At 66.7% G+C, this 17,523-nt stretch carries 16 protein-coding genes; 10 read left to right on the plus strand and 6 right to left on the minus strand.

Annotation, left to right across the window (positions count from 1 at the left end; translation table 11 throughout):
* Window positions 1-26: 26 nt before the first annotated feature.
* Both C0V75_RS03730 and C0V75_RS03735 read left to right on the plus strand, forming a co-directional pair.
* Window positions 27-1,451, plus strand: a complete 1,425-nt coding sequence (locus C0V75_RS03730; RefSeq protein ID WP_101919896.1) for a gamma-aminobutyraldehyde dehydrogenase — start codon at window positions 27-29, stop codon at window positions 1,449-1,451.
* 159 nt (window positions 1,452-1,610) lie between these two features.
* The gene (locus C0V75_RS03735; RefSeq protein ID WP_143710376.1) at window positions 1,611-2,102 is read left to right on the plus strand and encodes a hypothetical protein; all 492 of its coding nucleotides are present in this window, start codon (window positions 1,611-1,613) and stop codon (window positions 2,100-2,102) included.
* Between the two features lie 183 nt (window positions 2,103-2,285).
* Here C0V75_RS03735 and C0V75_RS03740 read toward each other — a convergent pair whose 3' ends face one another.
* On the minus strand, window positions 2,286-3,443 hold the full coding sequence (locus C0V75_RS03740) for a TIGR03862 family flavoprotein (RefSeq protein ID WP_101919531.1): 1,158 nt from the start codon (window positions 3,441-3,443) through the stop codon (window positions 2,286-2,288).
* A gap of 35 nt (window positions 3,444-3,478) precedes the next feature.
* Between C0V75_RS03740 and C0V75_RS03745 the strand changes: the two genes are divergently transcribed.
* On the plus strand, window positions 3,479-3,763 hold the full coding sequence (locus C0V75_RS03745) for an HNH endonuclease (protein WP_101919532.1): 285 nt from the start codon (window positions 3,479-3,481) through the stop codon (window positions 3,761-3,763).
* A gap of 6 nt (window positions 3,764-3,769) precedes the next feature.
* On the opposite strand, the gene C0V75_RS03750 is transcribed toward C0V75_RS03745, so the two are convergent.
* Both C0V75_RS03750 and C0V75_RS03755 read right to left on the minus strand, forming a co-directional pair.
* Window positions 3,770-4,375, minus strand: a complete 606-nt coding sequence (locus C0V75_RS03750; RefSeq protein WP_101919533.1) for an enoyl-CoA hydratase/isomerase family protein — start codon at window positions 4,373-4,375, stop codon at window positions 3,770-3,772.
* Window positions 4,372-5,118, minus strand: coding sequence for an SDR family oxidoreductase (locus tag C0V75_RS03755; protein ID WP_101919534.1), 747 nt, complete (start codon window positions 5,116-5,118; stop codon window positions 4,372-4,374). The genes C0V75_RS03750 and C0V75_RS03755 overlap by 4 nt, the downstream gene beginning before the upstream one ends.
* A 144-nt stretch (window positions 5,119-5,262) precedes the next feature.
* On the opposite strand from C0V75_RS03755, the gene C0V75_RS03760 reads away from it, so the two are divergent.
* The 3 genes from C0V75_RS03760 to C0V75_RS03770 all read left to right on the plus strand — a co-directional run bounded on the left by C0V75_RS03760 (window position 5,263) and on the right by C0V75_RS03770 (window position 9,061).
* On the plus strand, window positions 5,263-6,825 hold the full coding sequence (locus C0V75_RS03760; RefSeq protein ID WP_101919535.1) for a DUF2125 domain-containing protein: 1,563 nt from the start codon (window positions 5,263-5,265) through the stop codon (window positions 6,823-6,825).
* A gap of 126 nt (window positions 6,826-6,951) precedes the next feature.
* Window positions 6,952-8,295 (plus strand): TldD/PmbA family protein, encoded by a 1,344-nt coding sequence (locus C0V75_RS03765; RefSeq protein ID WP_101919536.1) that lies wholly within the window; start codon window positions 6,952-6,954, stop codon window positions 8,293-8,295.
* The gene (locus C0V75_RS03770; protein ID WP_101919537.1) at window positions 8,282-9,061 is read left to right on the plus strand and encodes a 3'(2'),5'-bisphosphate nucleotidase CysQ; all 780 of its coding nucleotides are present in this window, start codon (window positions 8,282-8,284) and stop codon (window positions 9,059-9,061) included. Before C0V75_RS03765 ends, C0V75_RS03770 begins: the two co-directional genes overlap by 14 nt.
* On the opposite strand, the gene mutS is transcribed toward C0V75_RS03770, so the two are convergent.
* Window positions 9,058-11,703 carry a DNA mismatch repair protein MutS gene (mutS, locus tag C0V75_RS03775; protein WP_101919538.1) on the minus strand — a complete coding sequence of 882 codons (2,646 nt, stop codon included), beginning with the start codon at window positions 11,701-11,703 and terminating at the stop codon, window positions 9,058-9,060. The genes C0V75_RS03770 and mutS overlap by 4 nt on opposite strands.
* Before the next feature lie 61 nt (window positions 11,704-11,764).
* A complete protein-coding gene (gene msrA, locus C0V75_RS03780; RefSeq protein WP_101919539.1) occupies window positions 11,765-12,412 on the minus strand; it encodes a peptide-methionine (S)-S-oxide reductase MsrA in 648 nt (215 codons plus the stop codon).
* Window positions 12,413-12,578: 166 nt separating this feature from the next.
* On the opposite strand from msrA, the gene C0V75_RS03785 reads away from it, so the two are divergent.
* The 4 genes from C0V75_RS03785 to C0V75_RS03800 all read left to right on the plus strand — a co-directional run bounded on the left by C0V75_RS03785 (window position 12,579) and on the right by C0V75_RS03800 (window position 16,026).
* Complete coding sequence (locus C0V75_RS03785) at window positions 12,579-13,481, plus strand: D-amino acid aminotransferase (RefSeq protein WP_101919897.1); 903 nt, start codon at window positions 12,579-12,581, stop codon at window positions 13,479-13,481.
* Between the two features lie 56 nt (window positions 13,482-13,537).
* On the plus strand, window positions 13,538-14,254 hold the full coding sequence (locus tag C0V75_RS03790) for a sulfotransferase family protein (RefSeq protein WP_101919540.1): 717 nt from the start codon (window positions 13,538-13,540) through the stop codon (window positions 14,252-14,254).
* Between the two features lie 79 nt (window positions 14,255-14,333).
* Window positions 14,334-15,527 (plus strand): phytanoyl-CoA dioxygenase family protein, encoded by a 1,194-nt coding sequence (locus tag C0V75_RS03795; RefSeq protein WP_101919541.1) that lies wholly within the window; start codon window positions 14,334-14,336, stop codon window positions 15,525-15,527.
* Window positions 15,487-16,026, plus strand: coding sequence for a hypothetical protein (locus tag C0V75_RS03800; protein ID WP_143710377.1), 540 nt, complete (start codon window positions 15,487-15,489; stop codon window positions 16,024-16,026). The genes C0V75_RS03795 and C0V75_RS03800 overlap by 41 nt, the downstream gene beginning before the upstream one ends.
* 175 nt (window positions 16,027-16,201) lie before the next feature.
* Here the strand turns inward: C0V75_RS03800 and C0V75_RS03805 are convergent, their stop codons facing one another.
* Window positions 16,202-17,428 carry an argininosuccinate synthase gene (locus C0V75_RS03805; RefSeq protein ID WP_101919543.1) on the minus strand — a complete coding sequence of 409 codons (1,227 nt, stop codon included), beginning with the start codon at window positions 17,426-17,428 and terminating at the stop codon, window positions 16,202-16,204.
* Window positions 17,429-17,523: the final 95 nt, after the last annotated feature.

Raw genomic sequence — 17,523 nt, forward strand, 5'->3', positions numbered from 1 at the left:
TCCAAATGGACAGCGCACTCATGACCATCGACACCCAGCTTCTGATCGGCGCCGCTTTTGAGCCCGGGCAAGAGGCCAAGGAGCCGATCCTCAACCCCCGCACCGGCGGCCTGATCCTCGAGGTGCCCGAGGCCTCCACCGCGCAGGTGGACCGCGCCGTCGCCGCCGCCCGCAAGGCGTTCGAGTCATGGTCCCGCACCACCCCCGCCGAACGCGCCGCAGCCCTTCTCCGCATCGCCGACCGGGTGGAGGCCGAGGCCGACAGCTTCGCCGCGCTGGAGGCGCTGAACTGCGGCAAACCGATCAATGCCGCCCGCAATGACGAGATTCCCGCCATCGTGGATTGCTACCGCTTCTTCGCCGGGGCCGTGCGCTGCCAGCATGGCGCAGTGGCAGGCGAATACCTCGCCGGCCACACCTCCATGATCCGCCGCGATCCCATCGGCGTCGTCGCCTCCATCGCGCCATGGAACTATCCGCTGATGATGATGGCCTGGAAACTCGGCCCCGCCATCGGCGGCGGCAATACGGTCGTGTTCAAACCCTCGGAACAGACGCCCCTCACCGCGCTCAAGATGGCGCGCATCCTGGCGGAAGAACTGCCCGAAGGCGTGGTCAACATCGTGGCAGGGCGCGGCCAGACCGTCGGCAACTACCTCATCAACCACCCCCATGTGGACATGATCTCGCTCACCGGCGATGTGGCCACGGGCAAGAAGATGCTGGATGCCGCCGCCAAGACGGTAAAGCGCACCCATCTGGAACTGGGCGGCAAGGCCCCCGTCATCGTCTTTGATGATGCCGATGTGGGCGAGGTTGTCGATGGCCTGCGCGCCTTCGGCTATTACAATGCAGGTCAGGACTGCACCGCCGCCTGCCGCATCTATGCCGGGAAAAAGGTCTATGACCGTCTGGTGGCCGAACTGACCTCTGCCGTCTCCACCATCGCCCTGGGGAACGAGGATGACAGCACCAACGAAATCGGCCCCCTGATTTCCCTCCGCCAGCGCGACCGCGTGGCAAGCTTCGTCAACCGCGCCCGCGAGGTGAACCATATCGAGATCACCACAGGGGGCGAGGTGATGGATCAGGGCTTCTACTACCGCCCCACCGTCATCGCCGGCGCGAAGCAGGAAGACGAGATCGTCCGGCGCGAGGTGTTTGGCCCCGTCGTCTCCATCACCCCCTTCTCCGATTTGGATACGGCGGTGAACTGGGCCAATGACAGCGACTATGGCCTCGCCTCCTCGGTCTGGACCAGGGATGTCGGGCGCGCCATGGCGACGGCGGCGCGGCTGCGCTATGGCTGCACCTGGATCAACACGCATTTCATGCTGACCAACGAAATGCCCCATGGCGGGCTGAAACAGTCCGGCTATGGCAAGGACATGTCGGCCTATGCGCTGGAGGATTACACCGTCGTCCGCCATGTGATGGTGAAACACGGCTGACTGTCACCCTCTGTTTACACCTTCGCGTCATCCTCCCTCTAAGACGCGCGAAGGGCCAACCGTTCCTGTTCCTGCGCGAGGAGGACGCGCAGGAACCAGCCTGCACGTGATCTCGACAGGACCGCGTTTCGATCACGGCCGGATGCCCGGCCCGGAACCATGGGACATGACACAATGATCTGCGCGCCACAGGCCACCACCCTTGCCGAACTGCTCGCCCCCTATCTGCGCGCCGAATGGCGCGACCAGATCGAAGGGGATGGCTCGCTCCGCCGCTCTGCCCGGCTGGGGCATGACCTCTGCGGATCGCTTCACGCCGAACGCGGCGAGGCCGGGTGGAACGTGCTCGGCTGGACCCATGCCCCGCATCCCGAGGATGGCACCCCCGCCCTGCGGCTGCGCCTGAAGACGCGGCTCGATCTGGAAACCCCCTGCGCCCAGCGCGCCACGCGGCATCTGCTGGAAGAGGTGCTGACCTCCATCCTGCTGGAGGACCTGCCTGCCGGGCGTCCCTGGTGGTCGCAGGTCGATCTGCTGCGGATCGAGGATATCGACGGCCTGCATCGCGCGCTGTCGGCCCAGACCCACGGCCTGCTGAAGGCCCGCAGCCTGCCCGATCTGCTGGCGGAACTGGGCCAGACCATCCATTGACCCAGCGGCGCGCGCCCCGCAGGCGGGCCGCGCAAGCCTTTCCTGTCGCCTCCCGCGCGTGCCGCGCGTCCGGCTCCGCGTGAAGGGGCGTTCCGCCCCCTCTTGGCGCATGCGCGCCAATTCACCCCCTGAGAGTATTTGGGGCCAAGATGAAAGCAGCCGCTTCCTCCTGGCCTCAAAGGCTCACTCGCCGAGGTTTCCGCTCCGGGCCGCCGCCCGCCCCGCCCAGCGCCCCGTCGCCCAGCAGCCGGTCAGCAGATAGCCGCCCGTCGGCGCCTCCCAATCCAGCATCTCGCCGCAGGCAAATACCCCCGGCATCGCCCGCAACTCCAACCCCTCCGTCAGCGCCGCCTGCGTGATCCCCCCGGCGGAGGAGATCGCCTCGGCGATCGGCCTTGGCCCCGCCAGCCGCAGGGGCAGCGCCTTCACCGCCTGAAGGATCGGCAGCGCGCGCCCGAATTCCATCACCAGGGCCACCGCCACCGGCGCAAGGCCCAGCTTGCGCAGCCGGTTGGCCAGCGTCTCGCCCGGCTTCATCCGCGCCAGCCGCGCGGCCACCTCGGCCTCGGCCAGATCGGGCAGGAGATCCACCGCCAGCCCCGCACCGTCGCGCAGCGCGGCCGAGACGGCATAGACCCCGCCCCCTTCGATCCCCCGCGCCGAGATGACGAATTCCCCCCGCTCCCGCCGATCCCCCACCAGCAGCGCCGCGCCCTTCACCGGCTGCCCGAACTGCCGCGCCATATGCGGCGACCAGTCCACCGCAAAGCCCATATTGGCAGGCCGGAAGGGCGCGACCTCCACCCCCTTTTCCCGCAGCCACGGCACCCAGGCCGCATCCGACCCCAGCCTCGGCCAGCTTGCCCCGCCCAAGGCCAGCACCACGACCCGAGGCTCCAGCACCTCCACCCCGCCCGGCGTATCGAACCGCCAGCCCGCGCCCTGAAACCCCGTCCAGCGCCAGCGCAGCCGCAGCTCCACCCCCGCAGCGCCCAGCCGCCCCAGCCAGGCCCGCAGCAAGGGCGACCCCTTCATCGCCATCGGAAACACCCGCCCCGAGCTGCCGGTAAACACCTCCTGCCCCAGCGCCCGGCACCAGTCCTGCACCGCCTGCGGCCCGAACGCCCGCAGCACCGGCTCCAGCCAGCCCGCGCCATAGGCCGCCAGAAAGGCCGCCTCGCCTTCATCCTTGGTGACGTTCAGCCCCGACTTCCCCGCCATCAGGAACTTCCGCCCCGCCGAGGGCTTGGCCTCGCAGACCACCACCCGCCGCCCGGCGCGCGCCAGTTCCTCCGCCGCCATCAGACCCGCAGGCCCCGCCCCGATCACCAGCGCATCCATCTTGCCCCCACCGCCGCCCGCGCCATCATCGCCCCATGGACCCGATCTGCCCTCTCTGCCTGCGCCCCATCCCCGAGGGCGTGCCGCAAAGCCTGCACCACCTGATCCCGAAACTGAAAGGGGGCAAGGGGGGGCCGACGGTGCTGGTGCATCACATCTGCCACAAGGAAATCCACGCCCGCTTTTCCGAGGCCGAACTCGCCCGCCAGTTCAACACGCCCGAGGCGATCCGCGCCGATCCCCGGATGCAGGGCTTCCTGACCTGGGTCGCCAAACGCCCGCCCGAATTCCTGTCGCGCGTGCCGAAACGGCGGCGCTGAGGCGCGTCAGAACATCGCCTTCATCCGCCGCACATGCGCCGCATCCGCCCCCAGCGCATCGGCGGCCAGCAGCAGCGCGCCCTCCACCGCTTCCTCGGCGACAAGGTCCAGAAGCCCCCAGTCCCGCGCCTCGGCCGCGCCGATGCGGCGGCCCGCAAGGATGATCTGCCTCGCCCGCGCCGGCCCCACCAGCGCCGCCAGCCGGCGCGGGTCCGACGGTTGCGGCAGATAGCCCCGCTTCATCACCGGATAGAAGAACTCCGCCCCCGGCACCGCCACCCGCAGATCGCAGGCCAGCACCATGCCGAAGGCGCCCCCCGCCAGCGTCCCGTTCAGCGCGGCCAGCGTCAGCCCCGGATAGGCCGCGATCCGGGCCGACAGCACCTCCCATTCCGGCGCCTGGCCCAGCCCCTGAGCCATCCCCTCCAGATCCGCCCCGGCGGAAAACACCTTTCCCGCCCCGGTCAGGATCAGCACCGCCACGCCCTCCGCCGCCGCCTGCGCCACGGCGGCATCCAGCGCGGCCAGCATGTCCTGCGTCAGGGCATTGGCCTTTTCCACCCGGTCCAGCGTGATGATCCGCGCCCCGCCGCGATCCTCGACCCGGATCACGGGATCAACCCCACGGCGCGCCGCACGCCCTCATCCCGCAGGGAAACATCGCGCCCCAGCCAGCCATCCGCCGCCGGCCCGCACATCCAGACCAGCGCCCGCGCCGGCCATTCGGGGGGAATGTGGTCCTCCCAGGCGATCTGGCTCACCGGGTTGATCCCCGATGCCCTGATCTTGCGCTGCATCTCGGTCGCCACCGTGCCCGGCGACAGGCCCAGAACGCGGATGCCATGCGGCCCCTCTTCCAGATGCGCCGCCTGCGTCAGCATCAGCGCCCCCGCCTTCGACGCGCAATAGGCGCTCCAGCCTTCCAGCGGCCGCACCGCCGCGCCCGAAGAGACGGTGATGATCGTCCCGCCCCCCTGCGCCCGCATCGCGGGGATCACCGCCTTCATCCCGTGAAAGACGCCCTTCAGGTTGATGTCCTGCACCCGGCCCCAGTCTGCCGGGTCCGCCTCGGCCAGCCGCGCGATGGGCTCCAGCACGCCCGCATTGTTCACCAGCACGTCGATCCGCCCGAACCGCGCCATGACCTGCGCCACCGCGCCCTGCACCTGCCCCCAATCGGCCACGTCGCAGCCCAGCGCCATCGCCTCCGGCCCGATCTCCCCGGCCAGCGCGGCGATGGCCGCCGCATCCCGCGCCAGCAGCGCCACCCGCGCGCCTTCGGCCGCAAAGGCCCGCGCCGCCGCCGCGCCGATCCCCCGGCTTGCCCCGGTGATCACCACCACCTTGCCTTGCATCTGCCCTGCCCCCTGCCTGTCCGCGATCACAATTCTGCCACGGACATAAGCCATGCCAGCGCGGCGTTGGAAACCCTTGACCCGGCCAAGCCCGGGGTGGATGCTCCGCGCCGACTGATTTTTTGCATCGAAACGAGGTTGATTATGCGCATCCGCAGGCTGGCAGGCAGCACTGCCCTGGTCATGGCCCTGGCCGCACCGGCCATGGCCGACGTGACGCCGGAACAGGTTTGGGAAAACTGGCTCGCCCTGGCACAAAGCAACGGGCAGACGGTCACCACCGAAAGCGTCGTCCGCGATGGCGATACCCTGGTGGTCACTGGCCTGTCGCTGGATTTCGCGCAGGAAGGCGTGACGGGCGAAGGCAGCATCGGAGAGATGCGCTTTACCGATCAGGGCGACGGCACCGTCGCCGTGACCATGTCGGAAAACTATCCGATCTCGCTCACCTTCCCGCCGCCGCCGGATGCGCTCGAGGATGAGAACGAACCCACCACCATCACCGTGGACATCACCCAGCCCGGCCTGTCGATCATCGCCAGCGGCGACTCGGCGGAAACGACCTATGACTTCACCGCCCCCACCTTCACCGTGGCGCTGACCAGCATCGAAGGCGTCGATGCCGCCGCCGTGGATGCCAAGGCTGAGGCGACGCTGAGCAATGTCACCGGCACCTATCTCTTCGTCGCCGGCGAAGGCGAAGCGGCGACGTCCGACCTCACCTCCAGCTTCGCCGCCGACTCCATGACCCTTGTCGTCAACGGCACCGATCCCGATCCCAGCCCGGCTGATGACGGCACGGCGGCCGGCCCCTCGACCGTCAAGGTGAATGTCACCATGAACGATATCACCGGCACCACCGACGGCACGCTTCTGGCCACCGCCGCCATGGCCGACATGGCCAGCGCGCTGGAGGCGGGCTTCACCTCCGAAGGCACGTTCAACATCGGCACCACCACCTATGACATGGAAGTGACCGATCCGACGGGCGTGACCAAGATCACCGGAACCGGCGAAAGCAGCAATATCGCCTTCGCCATGGATGCCACGCGCCTGTCCTATTCCGGCGGGGCGAAGAATGCCGTCACCTCCATCTCGGCCCCCGACATCCCCTTCCCCGAGGTCAAGATCACCTATGGCGAGGCGGCCTTCGGCTTCCTCATGCCGGTCGGCGTGACAGAGGAACCCGCCGATTTCACCTTCCTGACCCGCCTCGTCGATTTCTCCATTTCGGAAGAGATCTGGGCGCTCTTCGATCCGACGAACCAGCTTCCGCGCGATCCCGCCACGCTGATCATCGACACCAAGGGCACCGCCAAGCTGGCCGTCAACCTGATGGACCCGGCGGCGATGGAGGCGATGGGCGACGCCCCTCCCGGCGAGTTGAACTCGCTCGACATCACCGAACTGCGCGCCAAGGTGGCCGGGGCCGAACTCACCGGCACCGGTGCGCTGACCTTCGACAACACCGATCTGGTGACCTTCGGCGGCATGCCCGCCCCCACCGGCAAGATCGACCTGAAACTCACCGGCGGCAACACCCTGATGGACAAGCTGGTCCAGATGGGCCTGCTGCCGGAAGATCAGGCGATGGGCTTCCGCATGATGCTGTCGATGTTCGCCAATGCGACGGGCGAGGATGAACTTTCCTCCGTCCTCGAATTCAAGGATGGCGGCTTCTTCGCCAACGGCCAGCAGCTTCAGTAACGCCGGTCCCGACCGCAGCACAGGCCCCCGCCGCCGGGCGGGGGCCTTTCGCTTGCCCCCCCCTCTCCGCTTGCACAGGCGCCCATGCCGGACTACCTGCAAGGCGTCTCTGATCAAGGACTGGCCATGACCGCATCGCTTCCCGACCTGACCGCCCGCCTTCTCGACGCCGCCCGCAAGGCGGGGGCCGAGGCGGCGGATGCGCTGGCCATCCACGGCACCTCCACCACCATCGACGTGCGGCGCGGCGCGCTGGAACAGGCCGAACGGGCCGAGGGCACGGAAATCGGCCTCCGCGTCCTTTTCGGCGGCAAACAGGCCTGCGTCTCCTCCTCCGACATCTCGGATCGCACCATCGCCGCGCTGGCCGAACGCGCCGTCGCCATGGCGCGCGAGGCGCCGAATGACCCCTATGCCGGTCTGGCCGATCCCGATGCCATCGCCCGCGACTGGAACCTTGCCGCGCTCGATCTGGCCGATCCCGCGCCCGAACCCGATGCCGCCACGCTGGAATCCGACTGCCGCGCCGTAGAGGCCGCCGCCCTCGCCGCCCATGGCATCACGCAGGTCGAGGCATCGGCAGGCTATTCCGCCCGCGCCATGCACCTGGCCGCTTCCAACGGCTTTTCGGGTGGCTATGCGCGCACCTCCCGCTCCCTCTCTGCCGTGGCCTTCACCGGCGAAGGCACGGGGATGGAGCGTGACTGGGCCGGCGAATCCCGCACCTACCAATCCGACCTGCCCGATGCGGCGGGCATCGGCGCCCTTGCCGCCGAACGCGCCCTCTCCCGCGCGGGCGCGGTGAAACCCGTCACCGGCACCTATCCCGTCCTTTTCGACGAACGCATCGCCTCGTCCCTCATCGGCCACCTCCTCTCGGCGGTGAACGGCGCGGCCATCGCCCGCGGCGCAAGCTGGCTGCGCGACGCGCTGGGCCAGCAGGTCCTGCCCACCGGCCTTTCCGTCATCGAAGACCCGCACCGCCCCCGCATCGGCGCCTCGCGCCCCTTCGATGGCGAAGGCCTGCCCACCCGCCGCCGCGCCATCGTCGAAGACGGCATCCTCACCGGCTGGACGCTCGACCTCGCCACGGGGCGCAAGCTCGGCCTGCCCAGCACCGCCAATGCTGCACGCGGCACCTCTGCGCCCCCGTCACCCTCCACCTCCAACATCGACCTGACGCCAGGAACCCGCACCCGCGATGACCTGATCCGCGATATGGGCACCGGCCTTCTCGTCACCTCGATGATCGGCTCCACCATCAACCCGACCACGGGCGATTATTCGCGCGGCGCGGCGGGCTTCTGGGTGCAGAACGGCGTGATCTCCCATCCCGTCAACGAATGCACCATCGCGGGCAATCTGCGCGACATGCTCCTCCGCCTGATCCCCGCCAATGACGCCCGCGCGCATCTTTCGACCCGCGTCCCCTCCTGCCTGATCGACGGTCTCACCCTTGCCGGGGCCTGAGGACGACCTCTCCCTCCTGATCGAGGCCGCCCGCATCGCGGGCCCCATCGCGCTCCGTTATTGGAAGCGGAACCCGAAGGTCTGGCAGAAGGGCGATGAAAGCCCGGTGACAGAGGCCGACCATGCGGTGAATGAGGCGCTGCATCACCACCTGCAAACCGCCCGCCCCGCCTATGGCTGGCTGTCCGAGGAAAGCCCCGACGACCCCGCCCGCCTTGCCGCCCGCGATGTCTTCATCCTCGATCCGATCGACGGCACCCGCGCCTTCATCGACGGCGAAGACAGCTTCAGCCACGCCCTCGCCGTGGCCCGCGACGGGGTGGTGACGGCGGGCGTCGTCTACCTCCCTGCGCTTGACCGCCTTTTTGCCGCCACGCTGGACGGCCCCGCCACGCTGAACGGCACCCCCATCCATGCCAGCACACAACCCGGCATCGAAGGCGCCACGATCCTGACCCCCGCCGTCAACCTGAAACCCGAATTCTGGCCCGGCGGCGTGCCCGATGTGAAACGCAGCTTCCGCACCTCCGTGGCCTATCGCCTTGCCCTTGTGGCGCAAGGCCGCTTCGACGGAATGCTCTCCTTCCGCCAAGGCTGGGAATGGGACATCGCCGCAGGCAGCCTGATCGCCGCCCGCGCGGGCGCCACGGTGACGGACAGGCATGGCGCAGCCCTGCACTTCAACCGCCCCACCCCCCGCTCCGACGGCCTGATCGCCGCCGCCCCCGGCCTGCACGCCGCCCTGCGGGCGCGGCTTGGCGCTTAGGGCTTCATCAGGTCCTTCAACTCATAGACCAGCCGCAGCGCCTCCATCGGCGTCATCTCATCCGGCAGCGCCTCTTTCAGCCGCGCCTCCACCGGCGATTCCTTCGCCACCACGCGCGGCGCCGGCGGCGCAGCAGGGGCCACGCTGAACAGCGGCAGATCGTCGATCAGCGCCTTCGGCCGCGCCCCCCCCTGCCGTTCGCCGGATTCCAGCGCCTCCAGCACCACCTTCGCCCGGTCCACCACCGCCTGAGGCAGCCCCGCCAGCCGCGCCACCTGCACGCCATAGGACCGGTCCGCCGCCCCCTTCCGCACCTCATGCAGGAAGATGACCTCGCCCTCCCACTCCTTCACCCGCACGGTGGCATTCTCCACCCCCGGCAGCTTGCCCGCCAGCGCCGTCATCTCATGGTAATGCGTGGCAAAGAGCGCGCGGCAGCGGTTCACCCCGTGCAGATGCTCCATCGTCGCCCAGGCGATGGACAGCCCGTCATAGGTCGCCGTCCCCCGCCCGATCTCGTCCAGGATCACCAGCGCCCGGTCATCCGCCTGATTCAGGATCGCCGCCGTTTCCACCATTTCCACCATGAAGGTGGATCGCCCCCGCGCCAGATCATCCGCCGCGCCCACGCGGCTGAACAACTGGCTGACAACACCGACATGCGCGCGGCTTGCAGGCACAAAACTCCCCGCCTGCGCCAGCAGCGCAATCAACGCGTTCTGCCGCAGGAAGGTGGATTTCCCCGCCATGTTCGGCCCGGTCAGCAGCCAGACCGCCGGCGTCTCCCCCTCCGTCAGCGCGCAGTCATTGGCCACAAACGGCCCCGCCCCCTGCCGCCGAAGCGCCCGCTCCACCACCGGATGGCGCCCGCCCTCCACCACGAAGGCGCGGCTGTCATCCACCACCGGCTCCGCCCAGCCCTCCTCCGCCGCCAGATCGGCCCAGGCCGCCGCCAGATCCACCTCGGCCAAGGCCCGCGCCGCTGCCCCCACAGGCCCACTTGCCGCCAGCACCGCCGCCCGCAGCGCCTCGAAATGCCGCTTCTCGATCTCCAGCGCATGGTTCCCGGCATTCAGGATGCGCGTCTCCATCTCCGACAGGTCCACCGTGGTAAACCGCACCTGCCCCGCCGTCGTCTGCCGATGGATGAAGGTCTCCGACAAGGGCGGCGACAGCATCCGCTCCGCATGGGTGGACGTCGTCTCAATAAAGTAACCCAGCACATTGTTATGCTTGATCTTCAGGCTCTGAATGCCCGTCTGCGCGATGAAATCCGCCTGCATCGCGGCGATCACCCCGCGCCCCTCATCCCGCAAGCGCCGCGCCTGATCTAGGTCCTCGTCATATCCCGGCGCGATGAAGCCCCCATCCCGCGCCAGAAGCGGCGGCTCCGCCACCAGCGCCTGATCCAAGAGGTCCACCAGCGCCTCATGCCCCAGCAGCGCCGCCGCCGCCTCGGCCAGCAGCACAGGCGCCCCCTCCAGCCGCGCCGCCACCGATACCGCCTGCGTCAGCCCCGCCCGGATCGCGGCAAGGTCACGCGGCCCGCCCCGATCCAGCGCCAGCCGCGACAGCGCGCGGTCCATGTCCGGCACCCGACGCAGCGCATCGCGCAATTCGGCGCGCAACAGGCTCTGTTCCAGCAGAAAACGCACCGAGTCCAGCCGCGCATGGATCACGGAAAGGTCACGCGACGGCGAAGACACCCGCCGTTCCAGCAGCCTTGCCCCCGGCGCCGTCACCGTCCGATCCACCGCCGCCAGCAGCGATCCGTCCCGCCCGCCGCTCAAGGCCTGCGTCAGTTCCAGATTGCGCCGCGTCGCGGCGTCGATCTGCATCGCGCCCCCCGCCGCCTCTTTCACCGGGGGCCGCAGCAAGGGCAGCTTCCCCCGCTGCGTCAGGTCCAGATAATCGACCAGCGCCCCCATGGCCGAAAGTTCCGCCCGGTCAAACCGCCCGAACCCTTCCAGCGTCCCCACATCGAACAGCGCGCACAGCCGCTTTTCCGCCGAGACGCTATCAAAAGACCCCCGTGCCAACCGCGTCAGCGATGCGCCGGATTCAGTCACTATTCCGGCCCAATCCGCCTCTCGCGCCTCGGAAATCAGCACCTCGCGCGGGGCCAGCCGCGCCAGTTCCGGGCCCAGCCGCGCCGGCGCACAGGGCATCACCCGCAACTCGCCCGTCGAAATATCCGCCCAGGCCAGCGCCGCCTCGTCCCGCACCTCGCTGAACGCACAGAGGAAGTTATGCCGCCGCGCCTCCAGCAGCGCATCTTCGGTCAGCGTGCCGGGTGTCACCAGCCGCACCACATCCCGCCGCACCACCGCCTTGGACCCGCGCTTCTTCGCCTCGGCCGGGTCCTCCAACTGTTCCGCAATCGCCACGCGAAACCCCTTGCGGATCAGCGTCAGCAGATAGCCTTCCGCGGAATGCACCGGCACCCCGCACATCGCGATGGGCTCACCCAGATGAAACCCCCGCTTCGTCAGCGCGATATCCAGCGCCTCTGCCGCCGCGACCGCATCCTCGAAGAACATCTCGTAGAAATCGCCCATCCGGTAGAACAGCAAGGCGCCGGGGTTCTGCGCCTTGATCTCCAGATATTGCGCCATCATCGGCGTCACGCTGTCTTCGGTCATCGGTCCCCCTGTTCGGGGGAAACCCTACAAAAGCGTCAAGTCCCGCGAAAGGCCCCGCCCGCTATTTCGCGAAGGCCGCCTGATCGCCCCAGACCGCCTTCACCCGCGCATCCCGCCCGCAGGACTCGCGGTAAAAGGCATAGGCATTCCGCTTCTGCTTTGGCCCCGCCCGCGTCAGCACGATATCCCGGCTCTTGTAGTAATCCTGATGATAGTCCTCGGCCTCATAGAACGGCCCCGCCGCCAGAACGGGCGTGACGACAGCCGCACCCAAAGCCCGCGATGCCTCCGCCACCGCCGCCTCTGCGCTGGCCTTTTCCGCAGAGTTAGAGACGAAAATCGCCGTCCGATAGCTGTCCCCCCGGTCGCAGAACTGCCCGCCGTCATCCAACGGATCGACCGATCGCAGGAACAGCCGCAGCACCTCGTCATAGCTGATCTTTGCGGTGTCGAAGGTGATCTCCACCGCCTCGTAATGCCCGGTTCCTCCGGCCACCACCTGCTTGTAGGTCGGGTTCTCCACCGTCCCGCCGGTAAAGCCCGACACGACGGAAATCACCCCCGGCACCTTTTCGAAATCCGCCTCCACGCACCAGAAACATCCCCCCGCCACCACCGCCTTCCCCGTGGCGGCATGGCTGGCGGCCCCCAGAACGGCCGACAGGAAAACAGTGACGATCACGGCAGCAAGGGTGAACAGACGATGCATCGGCGAAACTCCTTTGCCCGCACCCTCGCCCCCGCGCCCGTTCCCCGCAACTCACCCTGCCGTGACCTCACGCACAGGTGACAGGCCCCCTTCCCCTTCCGCCAACCCCCCACTACCCTCGCCGCAACAGCAGAGGGCCCCCATGATGGACGCCATGACCGACCCCATGACCAACCACGTCTCCACCCACGCCGCGGAAGAGGATATCCGCAACGAAAGCATCCTCATCTATGTCAACGGCCGCATCGTCCCGAAAAACCAGGCGCTGATCTCGGTTTACGACTCGGGCTTCATGCTGGGCGATGGCGTCTGGGAAGGCATCCGCCTCTATGATGGCAAATGGGCCTTCATCACCGAACATATGGACAGGCTGTATGAGGCGGCAAAGGCCATCGACCTCGACATCGGCATGACGCCGGACCAGATGATTTCCGCCGTGTTAGAGACGCAAAAGGCCAATGGGATGCACACCGATGCCCATTGCCGCCTGATGGTCACGCGGGGGGTGAAGACCCGCCCCTTCCAGAACCCACGCCTGTCGCAGCAGGGGCCGACCGTCGCCATCATCATGGAACACTCGCGCCCCAAACTCCCGCGCCCCATCACGCTCGCCACCGTGCCCCACCTGCGCGGCCTGCCCATGACGCAGGACCCCAAGCTGAACAGCCATTCCAAGCTGAACTGCATCCTCGCCTGCATTGCCGCGCAAAAGGCCGGCGCGGATGAGGCGCTGATGCTCGATGTCCATGGCTTCGTGAACACCACCAACGCCTGCAACTTCTTCATCGTCCGCAAGGGCGAGGTCTGGACGAGCACAGGCGACTACTGCATGAACGGCATCACCCGGCAAAAGGTCATCGACCTCTGCCGCGAAAACGGCATCCCGGTATTTGAACGCAACTTCTCCCTCGTCGATACCTATGGCGCCGATGAGGCGTTTCTGACCGGCACCTTCGGCGCGCAGACGCCCGTGGGCATCATCGACGGGCGGCAGATCGGCACCGGCCAGATGGGACCGATGACCGAACGGCTGCGCGGTCTTTACAAGGCCTTGATCGCCCGTTCGTAGCGTGGCCACACATTGCGGCACAGAATACGGCACAACATCCGGCACAGGGAAAACAGATGAAAATAGCCATGTGGTCCGGCCCCCGGAACCTCTCCACCGCCATGATGTATGCCTTCGCCGCAAGGGGCGATTGCGCGGTCTGGGATGAACCCTTCTACGCCGCCTACCTGTCCGCCACCGGCATCCACCACCCGATGCGGGATGAAATCATCGCCGCCCATGACCCCGATCCCGCATCGGTCGCCGCCGCATGCATCGGCGCTATTCCGGCTGGAAAATCAATCCATTACCAGAAACACATGACGCTCCACATGATCCCTGAATTCGACCGGGGCTTCATGCGCGACCTCACCAATGTCTTCCTGATCCGCCACCCCGCCCGCGTCGTGGCCAGCTACAGCCAGAAACGCGAAGCCCCCACCCTCGCCGATATCGGCTTCGTGCAGCAGGCCGAACTCTTCGACGAAGTGGCGCAATGGATGGGCCGCCCGCCGCTGGTGATCGACAGCGCAGATATCCGCGCCAACCCACGGGAATCGTTGACAAAACTCTGCGCCGCCCTTGGCATCCCCTTCACCGAAAACATGCTCCACTGGCCCGCCGGACCCAAACCCTATGACGGCGTCTGGGCCCCGCATTGGTACAACGCCGTCCACGCCTCCACCGGCTTCGGCGATGCGGAAGGCCCGCTTCCCACCCTTCCCGCCGATTACGCCCCCTTGGTGGAACAGGCCCTCCCGCATTATCAAAGACTTGCACGGTTCAAGCTCTGACGGTTTCCCATCAACCGCGCGCTTGCCCCAGGGCGCGCGGCAAAGCAAACTCCCCTTAACCAGCATCGGGGAGGATGCCATGCTCAACCACTCCACCGCCGCCGCCCGCACCGCGCGCGTCTATCTCAGGGCCGAAGATTGCAAACTCGACGACCTCGCAACCCTTTGTTCGCAAACCGTTTCCCTCGCGGATTACCCTTTCGCGGCGGATGTGCAGAAGAATATCCTGATCTATGATTGCCCCAAACTCCTGCCCGCCCTGTCAAACCCCGATGACCGCCGCGCCCTGATGGCCGAATGGGCCGAGGCGATGCTCACAGGCCCCGGCGTGGTGGTGCTCAAGGGCGCCGAACCCGACCTTGCGATGATCGACGAGGCGAGCGCCATCTTCTGGCGCCTGATCGAGGAGCAGAACCGTTCAGGCACCGGCGGCGGCGACCATTTCGCCAAGCCGGGAGCGAATGACCGGCTCTGGAATTCCTTGGAAAAACATTGCCTTGCGGACCCTGCCAATTTCGCCCGCTACTACGCCAACCCCTTCCTCGCCGCGATATCCGAGGCATGGCTTGGCCCCCATTACCAGATCACCGCGCAACTGAACGTGGTCAACCCCGGCGGCGCGGCACAGTCGCCGCATCGCGACTACCATCTCGGTTTCCAGTCGGCGGCGCAGATCGAACGCTATCCCCGCCATGTGCAACTCCTCTCGCCCGTCCTCACGCTCCAGGGCGCCATCGCCCATGTCGATGCCACCATCGAAACCGGTCCCACCCAACTCCTGCCGTTCTCGCAGGCATACGAGGCGGGCTACCTCGCCATGAACCGTCCCGACTTCCGCGCCTATTTCGTTGAAAACCATGTGCAATTGCCGCTGGCCAAGGGCGACATGCTGTTCTTTTCGCCCGCCCTTCTGCATGCCGCCGGCACCAACCGCAGCGCCGATATCCGCCGCATGGTGAACCTGTTCCAGGTCTCCTCCGCCTATGGCCGCGCGATGGAAACGGTGGATCGCAGGCGGATGACAAAGGCGCTCTATCCCCTTCTGCGCGCTGCGAAAAACGACGGCAGCCTTTCGGATACCCAGATCGCCCACGCCATCGCCGCCTCTGCCGAAGGCTACAGCTTCCCCACTAACTTGGATCGTGACCCACCCTTGGGCGGCATGGCCCCCAAGACTCAGGCGGCACTGGTGGCCGAGGCTTTGGCAGCGGACTGGGAAGCCGAAAGACTCAATGCTGCGCTGGACGAACAGGCCGCGAAGAAGTGCGCCTAAATCCACCGCAGTTGACAAGGAACCGGCATGGGACAGACATTGCGGCATGGTGCCGAGTGATCCTTTGTTCCGCTTGTATTCGCTCCTGAACGGTGAGGCATCCTTCTCCCCGCTGCGTGTCGCCGAAATCCCCCTACCGGCATCCAGAAAGCTGAAATGGTCGGCACGCTCTGTGTACATCACGGTGCGCGACGCACAAAAAATCGCGCATCATCCCATGCACGGAATGGACGCGACCAAGGGGCTTTGTTTGCCCACGGTCATTCAGGACGGCGACTATTTCCAGTCGACGAAACGCGGTTCAGACCTTCAGATTGAAGTTGTCCTTCACGACGCCGCAAATCCAAAGCGCGCCTACTTTCTTGTCCTCAGCCGCAATCGCGAAGATACCGGAATCTTCATTCGCACATTCTACTTCACGTCAGAATTATCGCGAAACAAGATGAAAGGCGCGACACGCCTTCACATCCAAAGCCACCACAACTTCTTTGGAATGTGAGGGGGGGACCCACAGCTCCCCCCAATACATAGGCCCATCTTGCGATGACCTGCGGACGTGGGATTTACCGCATCACTCACATGAGGAACATAGTATCCTCACATCCTTTAGTCAAGCTAACGCCTTGATTCAACAAGGATTAATCCGATAGCAAAAAGACTCTCGGATCAATGACTTAGCTCTTCACCCGCGCGTTCCGCGTGGCAATCAGCTTCAACCGCAGCGCGTTCAGCCGGATGAACCCTTCGGCATCCTTCTGGTCATAGGCCCCCGCGTCTTCCTCGAAGGTCACATGCTTCTCGGAATAGAGCGAATGGTCCGACCACCGCGCCACCGTCCGGGCCGATCCCTTGTAAAGCTTCACCCGCACCGTGCCCGTCACATGCTCCTGCGTCTTGTCGATCAGGGCCTGCAAAGCCTCCCGCTCGGGGCTGAACCAGAAGCCGTTATAGATCAGTTCCGCATAGCGCGGCATGATCGAATCCTTCAGATGGCCCGCACCGGAATCCAGCGTGATCTGCTCAATCCCGCGATGCGCCTCCAAGAGGATCGTCCCGCCGGGGGTTTCATAGAGCCCCCGCGACTTCATCCCGACAAAGCGGTTCTCCACCAGATCCAGCAGGCCAACCCCATGCCGCCCGCCCATCTCGTTCAGCCGGGTCAGGATGGTGGCGGGCGACAGCGCCTCGCCATTGATCGCGACGGCATCGCCGCGTTCGAAGGAAATCTCAACGAATTCAGGGGTATCCGGCGCCTTCTCCACCGGGACCACGCGCTGATACACGAATTCCGGCGCTTCCTCGGCGGGGTTTTCCAGCACCTTCCCCTCGGAAGAGGTGTGCAAAAGGTTCGCATCCACCGAAAACGGCGCCTCGCCCCGCTTGTCCTTGGCGATCGGAATCTGGTTCGCCTCGGCGAATTCCAAAAGCTTCGTCCGGCTGGTCAGATCCCACAGCCGCCACGGCGCGATCACCTTGATCGACGGGTCCAGCGCCGCCACGCCCAGTTCGAACCGGACCTGGTCATTGCCCTTCCCCGTCGCCCCATGCGCCACGGCATCGGCACCCGTTTCCTGCGCGATCCGCACCAGTTCCTTGGAAATCAGCGGCCGCGCGATGGACGTGCCCAGCAGATAAAGCCCTTCATACAGCGCATTGGCCCGGAACATCGGGAAGACGAAGTCGCGCACGAATTCCTCGCGCACATCCACGATATGGATGTTTTCCGCCTTGATCCCCATCAGCAGCGCCTTCTGCCGCGCCGGTTCCAGCTCCTCGCCCTGCCCGAGATCGGCGGTGAAGGTCACCACCTCGCAGCCATATTCCGTCTGGAGCCATTTCAGGATGATCGAGGTATCCAGCCCGCCCGAATAGGCGAGGACGACTTTCTTCGGCTTCAGCATGGTGCAGCGCCCTTATCCTTGGGTTTTCCGGCGCGGGGTGTATCGGGTAATCCCCTTGCGGGCAAGGGCGGCGCGGGCCATGAGGGGAGGCCAGG

The sequence above is a fragment of the Tabrizicola sp. TH137 genome, from assembly GCF_002855575.1.
GTDB lineage: Bacteria > Pseudomonadota > Alphaproteobacteria > Rhodobacterales > Rhodobacteraceae > Paragemmobacter.